This is a genomic window from Streptomyces cupreus, assembly GCF_014257025.1.
Classification (GTDB): Bacteria; Actinomycetota; Actinomycetes; order Streptomycetales; family Streptomycetaceae; genus Streptomyces; species Streptomyces cupreus.
Genome location: NZ_JACMSF010000013.1, coordinates 111,154 through 126,999 on the forward strand (window position 1 = coordinate 111,154; position 15,846 = coordinate 126,999).

The 15,846-nt window shown below is 69.5% G+C and carries 15 protein-coding genes; 8 read left to right on the plus strand and 7 right to left on the minus strand.

Features of this window, described 5'->3' with window-relative positions; translation table 11 throughout:
* Positions 1 to 9 precede the first annotated feature (9 nt).
* Positions 10 to 1,089 carry a histidinol-phosphate transaminase gene (gene hisC / locus H4N64_RS14875; RefSeq protein WP_186282775.1) on the minus strand — a complete coding sequence of 360 codons (1,080 nt, stop codon included), beginning with the start codon at positions 1,087 to 1,089 and terminating at the stop codon, positions 10 to 12.
* Between the two features lie 418 nt (positions 1,090 to 1,507).
* Between hisC and H4N64_RS14880 the strand changes: the two genes are divergently transcribed.
* The 3 genes from H4N64_RS14880 (at position 1,508) to H4N64_RS14890 (ending at position 4,961) form a co-directional block, all read left to right on the plus strand.
* On the plus strand, positions 1,508 to 2,620 hold the full coding sequence (locus tag H4N64_RS14880; RefSeq protein ID WP_186282776.1) for a LacI family DNA-binding transcriptional regulator: 1,113 nt from the start codon (positions 1,508 to 1,510) through the stop codon (positions 2,618 to 2,620).
* Positions 2,621 to 2,821: 201 nt separating this feature from the next.
* On the plus strand, positions 2,822 to 3,898 hold the full coding sequence (locus H4N64_RS14885; RefSeq protein WP_186282777.1) for a metallophosphoesterase: 1,077 nt from the start codon (positions 2,822 to 2,824) through the stop codon (positions 3,896 to 3,898).
* A gap of 193 nt (positions 3,899 to 4,091) precedes the next feature.
* Complete coding sequence (locus H4N64_RS14890) at positions 4,092 to 4,961, plus strand: hypothetical protein (RefSeq protein ID WP_186282778.1); 870 nt, start codon at positions 4,092 to 4,094, stop codon at positions 4,959 to 4,961.
* 70 nt (positions 4,962 to 5,031) lie between these two features.
* Here H4N64_RS14890 and H4N64_RS14895 read toward each other — a convergent pair whose 3' ends face one another.
* Both H4N64_RS14895 and thiC read right to left on the minus strand, forming a co-directional pair.
* A complete protein-coding gene (locus tag H4N64_RS14895) occupies positions 5,032 to 6,435 on the minus strand; it encodes a VWA domain-containing protein (RefSeq protein WP_186282779.1) in 1,404 nt (467 codons plus the stop codon).
* A gap of 169 nt (positions 6,436 to 6,604) precedes the next feature.
* Positions 6,605 to 8,389, minus strand: a complete 1,785-nt coding sequence (gene thiC / locus H4N64_RS14900) for a phosphomethylpyrimidine synthase ThiC (protein ID WP_222108962.1) — start codon at positions 8,387 to 8,389, stop codon at positions 6,605 to 6,607.
* Between the two features lie 253 nt (positions 8,390 to 8,642).
* Between thiC and H4N64_RS14905 the strand changes: the two genes are divergently transcribed.
* Positions 8,643 to 10,040, plus strand: a complete 1,398-nt coding sequence (locus H4N64_RS14905) for a YibE/F family protein (protein ID WP_186282780.1) — start codon at positions 8,643 to 8,645, stop codon at positions 10,038 to 10,040.
* Between the two features lie 111 nt (positions 10,041 to 10,151).
* Here the strand turns inward: H4N64_RS14905 and H4N64_RS14910 are convergent, their stop codons facing one another.
* The 4 genes from H4N64_RS14910 to H4N64_RS14925 form a co-directional block, all read right to left on the minus strand.
* The gene (locus H4N64_RS14910) at positions 10,152 to 10,589 is read right to left on the minus strand and encodes an SsgA family sporulation/cell division regulator (protein WP_186282781.1); all 438 of its coding nucleotides are present in this window, start codon (positions 10,587 to 10,589) and stop codon (positions 10,152 to 10,154) included.
* A gap of 99 nt (positions 10,590 to 10,688) precedes the next feature.
* Entirely contained in the window at positions 10,689 to 11,402 is a 714-nt protein-coding gene (locus H4N64_RS14915) for an IclR family transcriptional regulator (RefSeq protein ID WP_186282782.1), read from the minus strand.
* A 475-nt stretch (positions 11,403 to 11,877) separates the two neighbouring features.
* Positions 11,878 to 12,090 (minus strand): DUF5326 family protein, encoded by a 213-nt coding sequence (locus H4N64_RS14920; RefSeq protein WP_186282783.1) that lies wholly within the window; start codon positions 12,088 to 12,090, stop codon positions 11,878 to 11,880.
* Positions 12,091 to 12,274: 184 nt separating this feature from the next.
* Positions 12,275 to 12,592, minus strand: a complete 318-nt coding sequence (locus H4N64_RS14925) for a cupin domain-containing protein (protein WP_067018163.1) — start codon at positions 12,590 to 12,592, stop codon at positions 12,275 to 12,277.
* Positions 12,593 to 12,652: 60 nt separating this feature from the next.
* Between H4N64_RS14925 and H4N64_RS14930 the strand changes: the two genes are divergently transcribed.
* From H4N64_RS14930 to H4N64_RS14945, 4 genes are all read left to right on the plus strand, one after another.
* Entirely contained in the window at positions 12,653 to 13,030 is a 378-nt protein-coding gene (locus H4N64_RS14930; RefSeq protein ID WP_186282784.1) for a phage holin family protein, read from the plus strand.
* Between the two features lie 6 nt (positions 13,031 to 13,036).
* Positions 13,037 to 13,528 (plus strand): low molecular weight protein-tyrosine-phosphatase, encoded by a 492-nt coding sequence (locus H4N64_RS14935; protein WP_186282785.1) that lies wholly within the window; start codon positions 13,037 to 13,039, stop codon positions 13,526 to 13,528.
* Positions 13,525 to 14,661 carry a cystathionine gamma-lyase gene (locus H4N64_RS14940; protein ID WP_186282786.1) on the plus strand — a complete coding sequence of 379 codons (1,137 nt, stop codon included), beginning with the start codon at positions 13,525 to 13,527 and terminating at the stop codon, positions 14,659 to 14,661. Before H4N64_RS14935 ends, H4N64_RS14940 begins: the two co-directional genes overlap by 4 nt.
* 217 nt (positions 14,662 to 14,878) lie before the next feature.
* On the plus strand, positions 14,879 to 15,784 hold the full coding sequence (locus H4N64_RS14945) for a LysR family transcriptional regulator (protein ID WP_186282787.1): 906 nt from the start codon (positions 14,879 to 14,881) through the stop codon (positions 15,782 to 15,784).
* Positions 15,785 to 15,846 lie beyond the last annotated feature (62 nt).

The following is a 15,846-nucleotide window of genomic DNA, read 5'->3' on the forward strand; positions in this document are numbered from 1 at the left end:
AGCCCGACCTCAGAGCTCCTTGCGGAACCCTTCCGTCACCTTCAGGAAGATGTCGCTCGCCTCGGTCTCCCCGATCGTCACCCGCACTCCCTCGCCCGGGAACGGCCGGACCACCACGCCGTGCCGCTCACACGCCGCCGCGAAGTCGACCGTACGCTCCCCCAGCCGCAGCCACACGAAGTTGGCCTGGGTCTCGGGCACCGTCCAGCCCTGGGCCCGCAGCCCCTCGACCACGCGAGCGCGCTCGCAGACCAGTGAGCCGACCCGGCCCAGCAGTTCGTCCTCGGCCCGCAGCGAGGCCACCGCCGCGTCCTGGGCGAGCTGGCTCACGCCGAAGGGCACCGCGGTCTTGCGCAGCGCCGCCGCCACCGGCTCATGGGCGATGGCGAAGCCGACCCGGAGCCCCGCGAGGCCGTACGCCTTGGAGAAGGTGCGCAGGACGCAGACGTTCGGCCGGTTCCGGTAGATCTCCACGCCGTCCGGCACCTCGGGGTCGCGGATGAACTCCCGGTAGGCCTCGTCCAGCACCACCAGCACATCACCGGGCACCCGGTCCAGGAACCGCTCCAGCTCGGGGCGCTTGACGACCGTGCCGGTGGGGTTGTTGGGGTTGCAGACGAAGATCAGCCGGGTCCGGTCGGTGATGGCGTCGGCCATCGCGTCCAGGTCGTGCACATCGCCGGCCGTCAGCGGCACCCGTACCGAGGTCGCCCCGCTGATCTGCGTGATGATCGGGTACGCCTCGAAGGACCGCCAGGCGTAGATGACCTCGTCGCCGGGGCCGGAGGTGGCCTGGAGCAGCTGCTGGGCGACGCCGACCGAGCCGGTGCCGGTGGACAGATGGGTCAGCGGGACGCCGAAGCGCTCGGAGAGCTCGTTCATCAGGCCCGTGCACGCCATGTCCGGGTAGCGGTTGAAGGCGGAGGCGGCGGACGTCACGCTCTCCATCACCCCGGGCAGCGGCGGATAGGGGTTCTCGTTGGAGGACAGCTTGTAGGCGACCGGGCCGCCGGACGCGGCGGGCTTGCCCGGCTTGTAGGTGGGAATACCCTCCAGCTCGGCGCGCAGCTTGGGGCTCGTCTCGCTCACCGCAGTCCTCCTCGCGACCACCGGCGGCCCATCGTCACCGCCGGCTTCCAATGCTTCTCACCTTATGAGGATTCGGCTCGGCTGCGTACAGGTGAGAGCAGACCTCCTTCGTCACACCGGCATCAGGGGCATCACACCGCGAAGCCGTACGAATTAGGGGGCGCGTCACACATATATCTACGCGCCGGTGGCTCACGCCGTAGCGCGCATCCCTCGTGAAGGTGAGTTGAGACCTCTTCGAAACATCGGGAACTTGGCAGGTGTGCGCACGCCGACAAGTCACGTATTGCCATGGGAGCGCTCAACTCCCTTGTAATCCAAAGCTTCTGACGGTGTATGACCTTGCAGAAACGTGCCTGTCAACCGCTGCATATGCGTCCGCACTACCCCACCGCATGAGCCCTACTATCGGCTCGCCATGACAGCAGCAGGGAAGCACCAGGTGAGCCGCGCGGAAACCGCCCGCCGGGGCAACCGGCCGGGCCGGGCAGGCATCAGAGACGTCGCCGCCGCCGCCGGAGTCTCCATCACGACCGTCTCCGACGCCCTCAACGGCAAGGGCCGGCTCCCCGACGCCACCCGACGCCATGTCCGCGAGGTCGCCGACCGGCTGGGCTACCGCCCGTCGGCCGCGGCCCGAACCCTCCGTACCGGCAAGTCAGGGCTCATCGGCCTGACCGTGACGACATACGGGGATGAACCTTTCACCTTCACCGAGTTCGCGTACTTCGCCGAGATGGCCAGAGCCGCCACCTCGGCCGCGCTCGCCCGCGGCTACGCCCTGGTCATCCTCCCCGCGACCTCCCGCCACGACGTGTGGTCGAACGTCGCCCTGGACGGCACGGTCGTCATCGACCCGTCCGACCAGGACCCGGTGGTCAGCGAGCTGGTGAGGCAGGGCTTACCGGTCGTCTCCGACGGCCGCCCGGTCGGCTCGCTGCCGGTCACCGCCTGGGTCGACAACGACCACGAGGCCGCCGTCCTCGGCATCCTCGACCATCTGGCCGACGCCGGCGCTCGCCGCATCGGCCTGCTGACCGGGACGACGACGGACACCTACACCCATCTGTCCACCACCGCCTATCTCCGCTGGTGCGAGCGGGTCCGCCAGGACCCGGTGTACGAGGCCTACCCCGCGCACGACCCGTGCGCGGGCGCCGTAGCCGCCGACCGGCTGCTGGCCCGCCCCGACCGCCCCGACGCCGTCTACGGCCTGTTCGACCCGAACGGCACCGATCTGCTCGCCGCCGCCCGCCGCTACGGGCTGCGGGTACCGGACGACCTGCTTCTCGTCTGTTGCAGCGAGTCCACGGTGTACGCCAACACCGAGCCACCCATCACCACGCTCTCGCTGAAGCCACGCCGGATCGGCACGGCGGTGGTGCAACTGCTCATCGACGCGATCGAGGGGGTCGAATCGGACCAACCGGTCGAGCAGGTGATACCGACCGAGCTGATCGTCCGTACCTCGTCCCAGCGACGTCCGCCGCGGACGACCGTCAGTCTGCCGCGGTCGCCCGAGGAGCGGTAGAACCCGACCGGAAGGCAGGCGGGAGAAGCCCTGCCCAATCGGGGCGAAAGCCGCGGTGAACCAGAGCCCTGCTTTGATTCACCACCCCTGGGTCATCACATGGCGCGATCGGCATTCCTATGATGGGCCCACGACACCGCGGGCCGCTGCGACCAGGCAGTCCGATGCGGTGCAGCTGCGGCGCGATGGTGGAGGGGTCTGATGACTCAGGGGGCCGGTCAGGGACCCGAGGCGGAGCGGACAGCGACGTTGCGCGACTTCCGGGTGCCCGCGTACGTCCACGAGACCGGTCCGTACGTCCACAGCACGCATCCGGGCGACATCGCGCCGCCCATGGAGGAGACCTACCCGGAGGGGTACACCCCCACCCAGCGCGATCTGCCCGTCATCAACCGCGGTGACACGGTTCAGGTGACCGTCGATCCGGTGGCCGCGGTCGTTCCGCAGCAGTCGGGCGGCCCCGGTCCGCTGTTCGTCGTCGGCGATGTGCACGGCTACCTCGACGAACTGGTGGCCGCCCTCCAGGAGAAGGGCCTGATCGACTCCGCGGGCAACTGGTGCGCGGGCACCGCCCGGCTGTGGTTCCTCGGCGACTTCACCGACCGCGGCCCGGACGGCATCGGCGTCATCGACCTCGTGATGCGGCTGTCCGCCGAGGCCGCCGCGGCCGGCGGCTACTGCAAGGCCCTGATGGGCAACCACGAGCTGCTGCTGATCGGCGCCAAGCGGTTCTCCGACACCCCCGTCAACTCCGGCGCGGGCACCGCCACCTTCCAGGCGGCCTGGCTGCTCAACGGCGGCCAGAAGACCGACATGGACCGCCTCCAGGACCACCACCTCCAGTGGATGGCCCGCCTGGACGCCATGGAGGAGGTCGACGGACATCTGCTCGTCCACTCCGACACCACCGCCTACCTCGACTACGGCCACTCCATCGAAGAGGTCAACGACACCGTCCGCGAGACCCTCACCCGCAACGACGCGGACGAATGCTGGGACCTGTTCCGCAAGTTCACCAAGCGCTTCTCCTTCCGCGACGAGGGCGGCTCCGACGCCGTACGCTCCCTGCTCGATACGTACGGGGGCACCCGCATCGTTCACGGCCACAGCCCGATTCCCTATCTGCTGGGCGAGGTCGGCTCCGAGGACGGCGAGGACGGCGGCGGCCCGGTGGTCGAGGGACCGCACATCTACGCCGCCGGTCTCGCCATCGCGATGGACGGCGGAGTGACCATGGCCGGAAAGCTGCTGGTCCAGCAACTTCCCCTGGATAACTGAACGTTCACTGGGCAGACGTCCCCCCGGGTCGGAACGACCGGAGACGACGCAGGCCAGGGCCCAATTTCTGGAAACCCCCTGTCACCGTGTGCCGTCACCGCTCTACCATCGGCTTATCCGTAGCAGGCTCCCCTCCGTTTCTGCCCGACGGCTCGTCGTCATGCGAGCCCCAAGCCCTACGGAGCATCGGGGGATGCACATGAACAGCGTTCCGCAGCACCTGCACAGTGAGGACCGCCAGGAGTACGAGCGGATCCTCGATGAGGCGCTGCGCTCCGCACCAACCCGCCCGGAACTGGCCGCTGTCGGACAGCGGCTCAACCCCGAACAGCTGCGCACCATGGCGCTCAACGCCTCCGCGATCATCACGGCGGCCGCGGCGACCGAGTACCAGCACTACGTGAAGGTCCGCGAGGAACTGCGCCAGCCGGCGCCGTCCACCCCGTCGTCCGTTCGCGAGTCCGGCTCCACCGAGTCGGGTCAGAGCGCGATGGGGCTCGCCACCACCATGGGAGAGGCCGCCGCCGAGACAGCCGGCGCGGGCATCGTCGCCGTCGCGGCCGTCCTCACCCCCGTTCTCGCCGGAATCGCCGCGGCGATCTTCCTGCTCGTCGGGTACATCCTGAAGATGCTCGAACCCGAGCCGGCGTTCGCCCAGACCATGCTCACCACCGGATGGGTGTTCGGCGCCGTGACGGCGGCCGCGATCCTCGTCGCCGCCGTCGGACTGCTGCTCACCGCCCTGCGCAACAGGCCGGCACTCGACACCGGCCCGTACGGGGAGCTGGGCAGCGAGGTGGCCCGGGCCAGGGAAGCCTGGCGTGAAGCCCTGCTGGAGCGCGGCGTCCTGCCGTTCCTGCGGGACGCGCTGGCCGACCCCGGCACCGCCGCCGCCCTGCACCGCACGGCACCCACGGCGCCGAGCCGCATCCCGCACCTCGGCTACGACCGCCCGGGCTTCTCCAGCCCCGGCGAGGGCCCTGCGTCAGGCCCGCGCCCGAGCTTCAGCAGCCCGGACTACACCAGCCCGGATTTCGGGGGCCCGGAGCAGCAGCCGGAGTGACCCCTGGCCCCTCGGCTTGCGCCCCCGTCGCGGGGAGCGCAAGCCGGATGTCCGGGGCGTTCAGGTGTGATCAGAGGATGCCCGCGCCGCGTGCGGCCACCGTCCAGTGCGGGAACTCCGACAGCAGCCGGTCGTACAGCTCCTGGTCGGGGACCGTGCTGATGTCGTCCACGGCGAAGAAGCCGACGTTGTCGACACGGCGGCCGGGAAGGGTGTCGAACCTCTCCAGCACTCCGTAGTCGGACTTGCCGAGCCCCACGAACTGCCAGAAGATCGGCTCCTCGACCGCCGCCCGGAGCTCCTTCTCGATCTGGGCGTTGCGGTAGATGCCCCCGTCGGAGAAGAACAGCACCAGCGTGGGGGCCGCGACCGGGGTCTGGCGGACGTAGTCCCGGACCTCGGCGATCACCTTCTGTTCCTCGTTCTGGATGCCGACAGCCCGCATGTCGACCTGGCTGTCCTCCAGTCCCTTCTTCCGCTTCTTGCCGCCGAAGAGGCTGAGCTCACCGCACCGGACGTGCAGCCGTGTCCACTCCGGCAGTTCCCCGATCCGGAAGTCGGGCAGCCGGGCCGGGTTCGAGGCGAACGTCCAGGCCTGCATCTCCCCGTCGTCGTCCAACTGCGCGGCCACGGCGGCCATCCGCTCCACGACGTCCGCGACGACTCCCCGGGAGTACAGGAACGACATGGACCCGGAGGCGTCCAGCACCAGGATGACCCGAGCGGTGATACCGGCCGCGCCGTGCTTGCTGAGACTGACCGCGACCTGCTGCTTACGGAGGTCCAACCGCTTGCGCATGTCCACGGGCAGGCGCTCTTCGCCCTTGGTGAGGTTGGGGGAGGCGGGAGGGGCGGCGGGGGCGACGGGGGGCGCTGCGGGTGTCGGCTGCGCGGCGGGTGCGGCCGGAGCCGTCGGTACGGGCGGTGTCGTCGGTACGGCGGTCTCCTCCTCGTCCACCGTGATGCCGAAGTCCGTCGCCAGTCCCGCGAGCCCGGACGCGTACCCCTGTCCCACCGCCCGGAACTTCCACTTCCCCTGGCGCAGATACAGCTCCCCGCCGATGAACGCGGTCTCCGAGTCCGCCTCCGTGACAAACCGGGCGACCTCGCTCCCGGTCCGGTCGTCGAGCAGCTTCAGCGTCAGCCCGGGCACCTGCCCGAACGTCCCACCGTCGGCCGACGCGCACAGCACGATCCGTTCGACGGCCGGCTCCACCGCCCCTAGATCCACCGCCACGGTGTCGGTGACCACGCCCCCGGCCCGTTGCTTGCCGAGGTGGCTCACGGCCTTGGAGGCGTGGTGCGGCTGGTTGTAGAAGACGAAGTCGGCATCGTCGCGCACGCGTCCGGCGGCGGTCAGCAGCAGCGCCGAGGCGTCCACATCGGGCACCCCTGGTCCGTCGGACCAGGAGAGCTCCACGCGTACCGCCGGGGAGTCGACAGGAAGGTTGGCGCCCTTGCTCAGTGCGGTCATGGGATCAGTCTGCCGAGTGGGACGGTGAAGCCGGAAGGGCCCCGTAGTACGTCCGTACGGGACGGCCGACTGTTTCACGTGAAACAACGATCAGCAGCTGACGGCGCCGGCCCGCGCCCCGGCCGACGCTCTCACGCCGGCCCGGAGACGCGTACCCGTGCACCACCCCTCAGTCCACGATCGGCAGATACACGCGGTTTCCCGCGGCCGCGAACTCCTTGGACTTCAGGGCCATCCCCTCCTCGATCTCCCCCGCTGCACTGCCGTGCTGACGGCGGATGTCCTGCGAGATCTTCATCGAACAGAACTTCGGACCACACATGGAACAGAAGTGGGCCGTCTTGGCGGGCTCCGCCGGCAGTGTCTCGTCGTGGAACTCCCGTGCGGTGTCCGGGTCGAGGGCCAGATTGAACTGGTCCTCCCACCGGAACTCGAAGCGGGCGTCGGACAGCGCGTCGTCCCACTCCTGGGCACCGGGGTGTCCCTTGGCGAGGTCGGCGGCGTGGGCGGCGATCTTGTAGGTGATGACGCCGGTCTTGACGTCGTCCCGGTTGGGCAGGCCCAGGTGCTCCTTGGGCGTGACGTAGCAGAGCATGGCCGTACCCCACCAGGCGATCATCGCGGCACCGATGCCGGAGGTGATGTGGTCGTAGGCGGGCGCGACGTCGGTCGTCAGCGGGCCGAGCGTATAGAACGGGGCTTCTTCGCAGATCTCCTGCTGGAGGTCGATGTTCTCCTTGATCTTGTGCATCGGGACATGTCCCGGGCCCTCGATCATGGTCTGAACGTTGAAGCCCTTCGCGATCCGGTTGAGTTCCCCGAGCGTCCTCAACTCCGCGAACTGCGCCTCGTCGTTGGCGTCCGCGATCGAGCCGGGCCTGAGGCCGTCGCCGAGCGAGTACGTCACGTCATAGGCGGCGAGGATCTCGCAGAGTTCCTCGAAGTTCTCGTACAGGAAGCTCTCCTTGTGGTGCGCGAGACACCACGCGGCCATGATCGAGCCGCCCCGGGAGACGATGCCGGTCTTGCGGTTGGCGGTCAGCGGTACGTACGGCAGGCGGACGCCCGCGTGGACCGTCATGTAGTCCACGCCCTGCTCGGCCTGTTCGATGACCGTGTCCTTGTAGATCTCCCAGGTCAGTTCCTCGGCCTTGCCGTCGACCTTCTCCAGGGCCTGGTAGAGCGGCACCGTGCCGATGGGGACGGGGGAGTTGCGCAGCACCCACTCGCGGGTGGTGTGGATGTTGCGGCCGGTGGACAGGTCCATGACCGTGTCGGCGCCCCAGCGGGTCGCCCAGGTCATCTTCTCGACCTCCTCCTCGATGGAGGAGGTCACCGCGGAGTTGCCGATGTTGGCGTTGACCTTCACCAGGAACCGCTTGCCGATGATCATCGGCTCGATCTCCGGGTGGTTGACGTTCGCCGGCAGGACGGCACGGCCGGCCGCGATCTCCTCACGGACCACCTCGGGCGCCACGTTCTCCCGGATGGCCACGTACTCCATCTCGGGCGTGATCTCGCCCCGACGGGCATACGCGAGCTGTGTGACCGCCCGGCCGTCACGGCTGCGGCGAGGCTGGCGCGGCCGCCCGGGGAAGACCGCGTCGAGATTGCGCAGGCCGCCGCGCGGCGAGGTGTGCTTGATCCCGTCGTCCTCGGGGCGGACAGGGCGGCCCCCGTATTCCTCGGTGTCGCCGCGGGCGATGATCCAGTTCTCCCGAAGTGGGGACAGACCCCGGCGGACGTCGGTGTCGACGGTCGGATCGGTGTACGGGCCGGAGGTGTCGTACAGCGTGACGGACTGCCCGTTGGTGAGGTGCACCTGACGGACCGGCACCCGTAGATCGGGGCGCGAGCCCTCGACGTACGCCTTGTGCCAGCCGATGGACTTCCCGGCCTCCTGGGACTTCTCATCCTGGATGGAGGCAGGCGTGCGCGCGTCCTTGATGGTCATGAGACCTACTCCCTACGCCGGCATTACCCGGTAACAGGTTCGGCGGTCGACGCAGCGGTTTCCGTCTGCCGATGTTCCGTGGGGAATGTCACTCGCTCTCGATGACGTTCCACGTGAAACATTGCTGGGACGGAGGTCAGCGCCCTCTCAGCCCGGTGCTCCGAGCTCCCGCGTGTACAAAGGTGCCCCCACGCTAGCGTCAATTCGGGCGCGGTGAACAGGGGGCCCCTGTCGTTCTTGCGATGATCGGTCGGTGACCACACCGCATGAACCTCCGTTCCCACCGCCCGAGCCGCGCCACGGTCCCGGTTCCGGATCCACCGGCGGCGGTGACGGGCTTGGGCACGGACACGGCCATTCCCACAGCCACGTGCACGGTCCGGCGGCTCCGGTCTCCAAGCATCTGCGCAAGGTGATCGCGGCGATCCTCATCCCGTTCGCCACGGCGGTGGTCGTCGGGCTCGTGGTGCTGTGGCCGGGAGGCGCGCCTGCACACGAGCGCACCGGAGTCGGTTTCGACCGGCAGACCCAGCAGGCCACGGTCACCAAGGTCGACGAGGTCAGCTGCTCCTCGGTGAACGCCTCCGGGGTCCCCCCGACCGGCGACACCTCCACCGCCGAGGGCTCCTCGGCCCAGCAACAGGCCGACGGCACCTGCAAGAAGGCGACGATCCGGGTCGACACAGGCAAGGACAAGGGCCGTACCTTCACCGAGATCGTCCAGCCCGACCAGTCGCGGCAGCTGCACGAGGGCGAGAAGGTCGTGGTCGCCTACGAGCCCTCCGCGCCCGAGGACCTCCAGTACTCGGTCACCGACGTCAACCGCCGGGTCCCGATGGCGGTGCTCGCCGGAATCTTCGCGCTCGCCGTCGTGGTGGTGGGCCGGCTGCGCGGTGTCATGGCGCTGGTCGCGCTGGCCATCAGCTTCCTGGTGCTGACCCTGTTCATCCTGCCCGCGATCCTCCAGGGGTCGAACCCGCTGGTCGTGGCGGTGGTCGGGTCGAGCGCCATCATGCTGATCGCCCTCTATATGTGCCATGGGCTCTCGGCCCGTACATCCGTGGCGGTGCTCGGCACCCTGATCTCGCTGCTGCTGATCGGCATCCTCGGCTCCGTCTTCATCGACTGGGCCGCCCTCACCGGCAACACGGACGACAACACCGGTCTGATCCACGGGCTGTACCCGGAGATCGACATGAGCGGTCTGCTGCTCGCCGGCATCATCATCGGTTCGCTCGGTGTCCTCGACGATGTGACGGTCACCCAGACCTCGGCCGTCTGGGAGCTGCACGAGGCCAACCCCACGATGGGCTGGCGCGGGCTGTACCGGGCCGGCATCCGGATCGGCCGCGATCACATCGCGTCCGTCGTCAACACCCTCGTCCTCGCCTACGCGGGCGCCGCGCTGCCACTGCTGCTGCTCTTCTCGATCGCGCAGAGCAGTGTGGGCACGGTCGCCAACAGCGAGCTGGTGGCGGAGGAGATCGTGCGCACCCTCGTCGGCTCGATCGGCCTGGTCGCCTCGGTCCCGGTCACCACGGCCCTGGCCGCCCTGATGGTCGCGGCCGACCGCCCCGAACGGGAGCCCGCGATGGCCGGTGACCGGCCGGCTCCGGCGCGTGGGGGGCGGGGGCGGCGGCGGAAGCGGTGAGGCCGGGGGCGGGACCGGACGCCTCTGGCCAAGGAAGAAGCGTTCCTGCACTACTCCGCGGCTCCTGCTGAAGCGTTACGACCTCCCCTCGCGCTGTCCTGCCGTAACGCTTCAGCCCGCGCTCTGTTCCTCCGCCAGGATGCGGTCCAGGGCCTCGTCGAGACTGGCGTCGAAGTCGGACAGCACACCCTCCTGGCCCAGCGGCACCAGCTTGTCGGTGCGGTCGAGGAAGGCCACGAGCGGCGCCGCCGAGGAACGGAACAGCGCGTGATCGCCGCCGACCTGAAGCCGGATCAGCACATCGCCGAGCGACTCGGGGTCGGCCGGCGCGACCCGCACATCGCCCTCACCGCACGGCCGACCCACGCCGTCGATCAGCAACTCCCTGCCGAACGCCCAGGTCACCGGGGCGTCTCCGGGCAGATGGAAGGTCAGCCGCACGGCATAGGGATCGCAGGTCTCGTACCGCAATTCCACCGGAATGCGGAAAGAGAGCTCCTCGGAGACGAGGAAGCTCATCATGACCTCTGCCTGTACGGACTCGTGCATCGCCTACCCCGTCATCTGCCGTCGTAAGAGCCAGGAATGACCCGCTGACACTGAGGGAATCTTGCTGAACGTACACGACAGATCACAAGGAGTGAGTTTTCAGATACTGATAGAGATCGCCAGTGACCCGAGCCGGCGTCCGATCTCTGTCTGCAACTGCCGTGCCGTGACCAGCAGCCGGTCGGCCTGGTGGGCCGGAAGGGAAAAGGCCATCGTCGCCGCGGTGGTGCCCACGGTGATCGGAATCGCGGCGCAGACCGTGCCCAGCGCGTACTCCTGACGCTCGGTCACCAGCTCCATCCGCCGCAGCCGGTCCAGCCGCCGCAGCAGCGTGTGGTCGTCGCGCACGGTGTACGGGGTGAGGGGCTGCACGGGATAGCGCTCCAGATGGTCACGGCGCATGGCCTCGTCCACCTGGGCCAGCAGACACTGTCCGATGGCATGCGCGTGCCCGGTCTCACGGAAGTCGGCCCACTCCTCGACCGCCGGGTTGCCCGGGGTGTCGGAGACGCACATGACCTCGATCTCGCCTTCCCGGTACATCGCGTAGTACACGGGTGCGCCGATGGCGTCCCGCCAGTGCGCGAGCACGTCGGCGACCGTGCTGCGACGTTTCTGCTGTGCTCCGCTGCTGCTCAGCCGTTCGGCCGCCTCCCCGAGGAAGAACAGGCCTTTGTCCCGGCGGAGATAGCCCTCGTGAACGAGGGTGCGCAGCAGGTGATACGCGGTGGGCAGCGCCAGGCCGTTCTCCCGGGCCAGTTGCTTGGCGGGGGCGCCGTGCTCGTGGTCGGCGACGGATTCCAGCAGGCGCATGGCGCGCTGGACGGATCCGATGAGGGTGGCGGAGTTGGCGGAAGCCGCCGGATTGGGAGGGTGCGCGGAAGCCGCCGGGCCGGGAGGGTTCGCGGAACCGGGGGAACTCCTGTGGCGCGCAGGGCCCGTCGGGCCCGTCAGGCTCTCGGTGCCTGCGGGGTTCTGCGGTGTCGGCTGTGCCGGGGGCCGGACGCAGGTCCCGGTGCCGGGGTAGGGGGCCCGGGCGGGTGCGCGGGCTGTGGGTGGCTCGGAGGGTGCGGTGTCAACCGTGGCCAAGGGTCACTCCCGAAGCGCGAGGGGGCAGCCCGTGCGGGGAAACACGGGTGGGGGTGTACGCCGCTCGCGGGGTCGTCCCCGCGTCGATTTCCGGACTCTAATCGTCGGCCACCGCTCGCAGACGGCCTGCCCGGAAAACTTCCCTCGGCCGAGGGAACCGCTGATTCTGGTTACCGCTCAGCGGTTGCCCGCGGATCCCTCAGAAGTCGCTCCGTGATGAGGAACTCGACGTGAACTTCCGTACGACATAAATGAGTCCGCCGACCAGGGCCACCAAGACGAGCACCTTGAACAGCAGCCCGATGACGAAGCCGACGACGCTCGCTATCAGCCCGCCGAACACGACCAGGGCGATGACCGGCACCGCGATCCACTTCACCCACCACGGCAGTCCCGCGAAGATCTCACCCATCGCCCTCGTCCTTACCTCTCCGCCCGTCGCTGTGCCGGGTCGCTTGGAAGACGGCCCGCGCTGTGCCCGCGGACCTGTCCCTTCCTGCCTGCCTTCGATGCTAGGGCCGCGGAGGGCTCCGGCGGGGGCCTCGCGCCCCCTGTCCTCCCCTGATCGATCCCCTAGGGAATCCGGGGGCGGACCCTCAGCTCTCGGGCGGAGAGAACACCACGAGGACCCGCAGATCCTCGCTGATGTGGTGGAACTTGTGGGCGACTCCGGCCGGCACGTACACCACGCTGCCACGCGCCACCTGCGTGGTCTCCATGCCGACGGTGATCGCGGCGCGGCCGCTCACGACGAAGTAGACCTCGTCCTGGTTGTGCGGCTTCTGTGGATCGTGCTCGCCCGCGTTGAGCGCGTACAGACCGACCGACATGTTCCGCTCCCGCAGAAACTGCAGGTAGGCGCCCTCATTGGCGGCGCGCTCCGCCTCCAGTTCATCCAGCCGGAATGCCTTCATCGCTCTCGTCCGCCCTCGTCCCACTGCTCGTAACCGGTCTCGTCTGCCACGATCAGACACATGAAGAATTTCGTAGTCAAGACGATCGCCAACGCGGGTGCCCTGGCGGTCGCCGTATGGCTGCTGGACAAGATCACCCTCACCGGTGACAGCACCGGCAAGAAGGTCGGCACCCTGCTCCTGGTCGCACTGATCTTCGGCCTGGTCAACTTCCTGGTGAAGCCCATCGTGAGCCTGCTGAGCCTGCCGCTGCTCATCCTCACGCTCGGCCTGTTCACGCTGGTCGTCAACGCGCTGATGCTGCTGCTGACCTCCTGGCTCGCCGACAAGCTCGACCTGAGCTTCCATGTCGACGGGTTCTGGACCGCCGTCCTCGGCGGCCTGATCATCTCGATCGTCTCCTGGGCGCTCAACGTCGTCCTGCCCGACGGGGACTGAGCGCCGATGACGTATCGCGTCTGCTTCGTGTGCACCGGCAACATCTGCCGCTCCCCGATGGCCGAGTCCGTCTTCCGCGCGCGGGTGGAAGAGGCCGGGCTCGACGGCCTGGTCGAGGTCGACAGCGCCGGCACGGGCGGCTGGCACGAGGGCGACCCGGCCGACCCGCGCACCGTCTCCGTCCTGGAGGCGCACGGCTACGACGGCGGGCACACCGCCCGGCAGTTCCAGGCCTCCTGGTTCGCCCGCCTGGACCTGGTCGTGGCGCTCGACGAGGGCCACCTCAAGGCGCTGCGCCGGCTCGCCCCCACCGAAGAGGACGCGGCGAAGGTACGGCTGCTGCGCTCCTACGACCCCACGGCGGGCGACGACCTCGACGTACCCGACCCGTACTACGGGGGCATGGAGGGCTTCGAGGAGTGTCTGGCGATGGTCGAGGCGGCCAGCACCGGTCTCGTCGAGGTGGTGCGCGAGAAGGCCGAGGAGCGGGCGGCATGAGCGCCGCCGGAGGCTTGGGCGACGGCACGCGCGCGGTGCGTGCCGGACTGCCCGAGCCGGTCAAGCACGAACCGACCCTGCCCGGTCCGGTGTTCGCGGCCCACTTCCATCTGCCGGGCGACCCCACCGGTCCGTACACCTACGGCCGCGACGAGAACCCGACCTGGACCCATCTGGAGCGGGCCATCGGGGAGCTGGAGGCGCCGGACGGGGACGGCGTCGAGACGCTCGTGTTCGCCTCCGGCATGGCGGCCATCTCCTCGGTCCTCCTCTCCCAACTGCGCGCCGGGGACTCGGTCGTCCTGCCCAGCGACGGTTATCAGGCGCTGCCCCTGGTGCGCGACCAGCTGGAGGCGTACGGCATCGAGGTGCGCACCGCGCCAACCGGCGGCGACGCCCAGCTCGACGTCCTCGACGGCGCCCGGCTGCTGTGGCTTGAGACGCCCTCCAATCCAGGCCTGGACGTCTGCGACATCCGGCGCCTCGTCGAGGCGGCACACGCGCGTGGCGCCCTCGTCGCCGTCGACAACACGCTCGCGACGCCGCTCGGGCAACGCCCGCTGGAGCTCGGCGCCGACTTCTCGGTGGCGAGCGGCACCAAGCAGCTCACCGGGCATGGCGACATCCTGCTGGGCTACGTCTGTGGCCGCGCCGGTGAGGCGATGACCGCCGTCCGCCGCTGGCGCAAGATCGTCGGCGCGATTCCCGGCCCCATGGAGGCATGGCTCGCGCACCGCTCCCTCGCCACGCTCCAGTTGCGTGTGGACCGGCAGAACGCCACCGCCCTGGCGGTCGCCGAGGCGTTGCGCGACCGTCCGGAGGAGCTCGGGGTGCGCTACCCGGGGCTGCCGGCCGACCCCTCCCACGCGACCGCCGCACGGCAGATGCGCGGCTATGGGTGCGTGGTCTCCTTCACGCTCCCCACGCGCGCGCGTGCCGAGCGTTTTCTTGACGCGCTGCGGCTCGTGGACGACGCGACGAGCTTCGGCGGGGTGCGGTCCACGGCCGAGCGGCGCGGACGCTGGGGAGGGGACGCGGTGCCGGAGGGCTTCATCCGGCTCTCGGTCGGTGCCGAGGACACCGAGGACCTGGTGGCGGATGTGCTGCGAGCGCTGGACGAGTCGGCGCGCTGACCGCCTCGGTGGGGGGCCGGCTACGCACAACGGACGGTCCGAGCCTCCCCCCTCGTGGCTCGGACCGTCCTCGGTTCCGCGCGCGAAGAACCGCGCGAACAAGGCTAGTTGACTCTGTGTCAGTGTCCAATCACAGTAGCGACAGAGACCTATCGACTTATTTATAGTTGGGCGCGGCCGGGGGGCTGAGGGAGGGCTGAGAAGGGGAGGGTGCGGCATGGACTTGGCCTTGTTGCGCACCTTTGTGACCGTGCACCGGGCCGGCTCCTTCACCCGCGCCGCCGCATTGCTCGGCATGTCCCAGCCCGCCGTGACCTCCCAGATCCGCACCCTCGAACGGCAGCTGGGCCGCCCCCTGTTCCTCCGTCAGGCCCGCGGTGTGACCCCGACGACCATCGGCGACGAACTCGCGCACAAGGCCGCCCCGCACCTGGACGCCCTGGTCGAGATCGCCGAGACCGGTCTCGACGACGAGTCCTCCTTACGGACCCTGCATCTGGCCGGCCCTCCGGAGTTCACCGCCGAGCGGGCGCTGCCCGCGCTCACCGAGCTGACCGGCGACGACGGCCAGGGCTTCGCGCTGCGGGCCTCCTTCGGAAATGCCGAGGAGACGCTGGAGGGGCTGGCCGCCGGACATCATGATCTGGCCATCAGTACCGCCCGCCCACGCGGCGCTCTGCTCACCGCGACTCCGCTCTGCGACGAAGAGCATGTTCTGCTCGCCGCTCCCCGCTGGGCCGAGAAGATCGGCGCCGGAACACCGGACCGCAACGGCGCGCCCGCGCTGGAGGACGTGCCGGTGATCGAGGTGCACGAGTCGCTGCCCTTCGTCTCCCGCTACTGGGCCTCCGTCTTCGACTCCCGCCCTGCCGGCCCCGGCACCGTCATCGTCCCCGACCTGCGGGCGGTCCTGGCCTGTGCGGTCGCGGGGGCGGGCCTAGCGGTGCTGCCCCGCTATCTCTGTGCGCCCACGCTGGACCGCGGCGATGTCGTCGCCCTGCACGAACCCGCCGTACCGCCCCTGCGGACGTACTTCCTGGTGGTCCGCACCGGGACGCTGGCGATGCCCCATATCGCGCGCGCCCATGAGTGGCTTTTGCGGGCGGCCTCCGACTGGTGCTGAGCCGCCGCGCGAGGGCGTGATCAGCCGGGACCCATGGGCGTCACCCGCTGAGCTCACCTCGT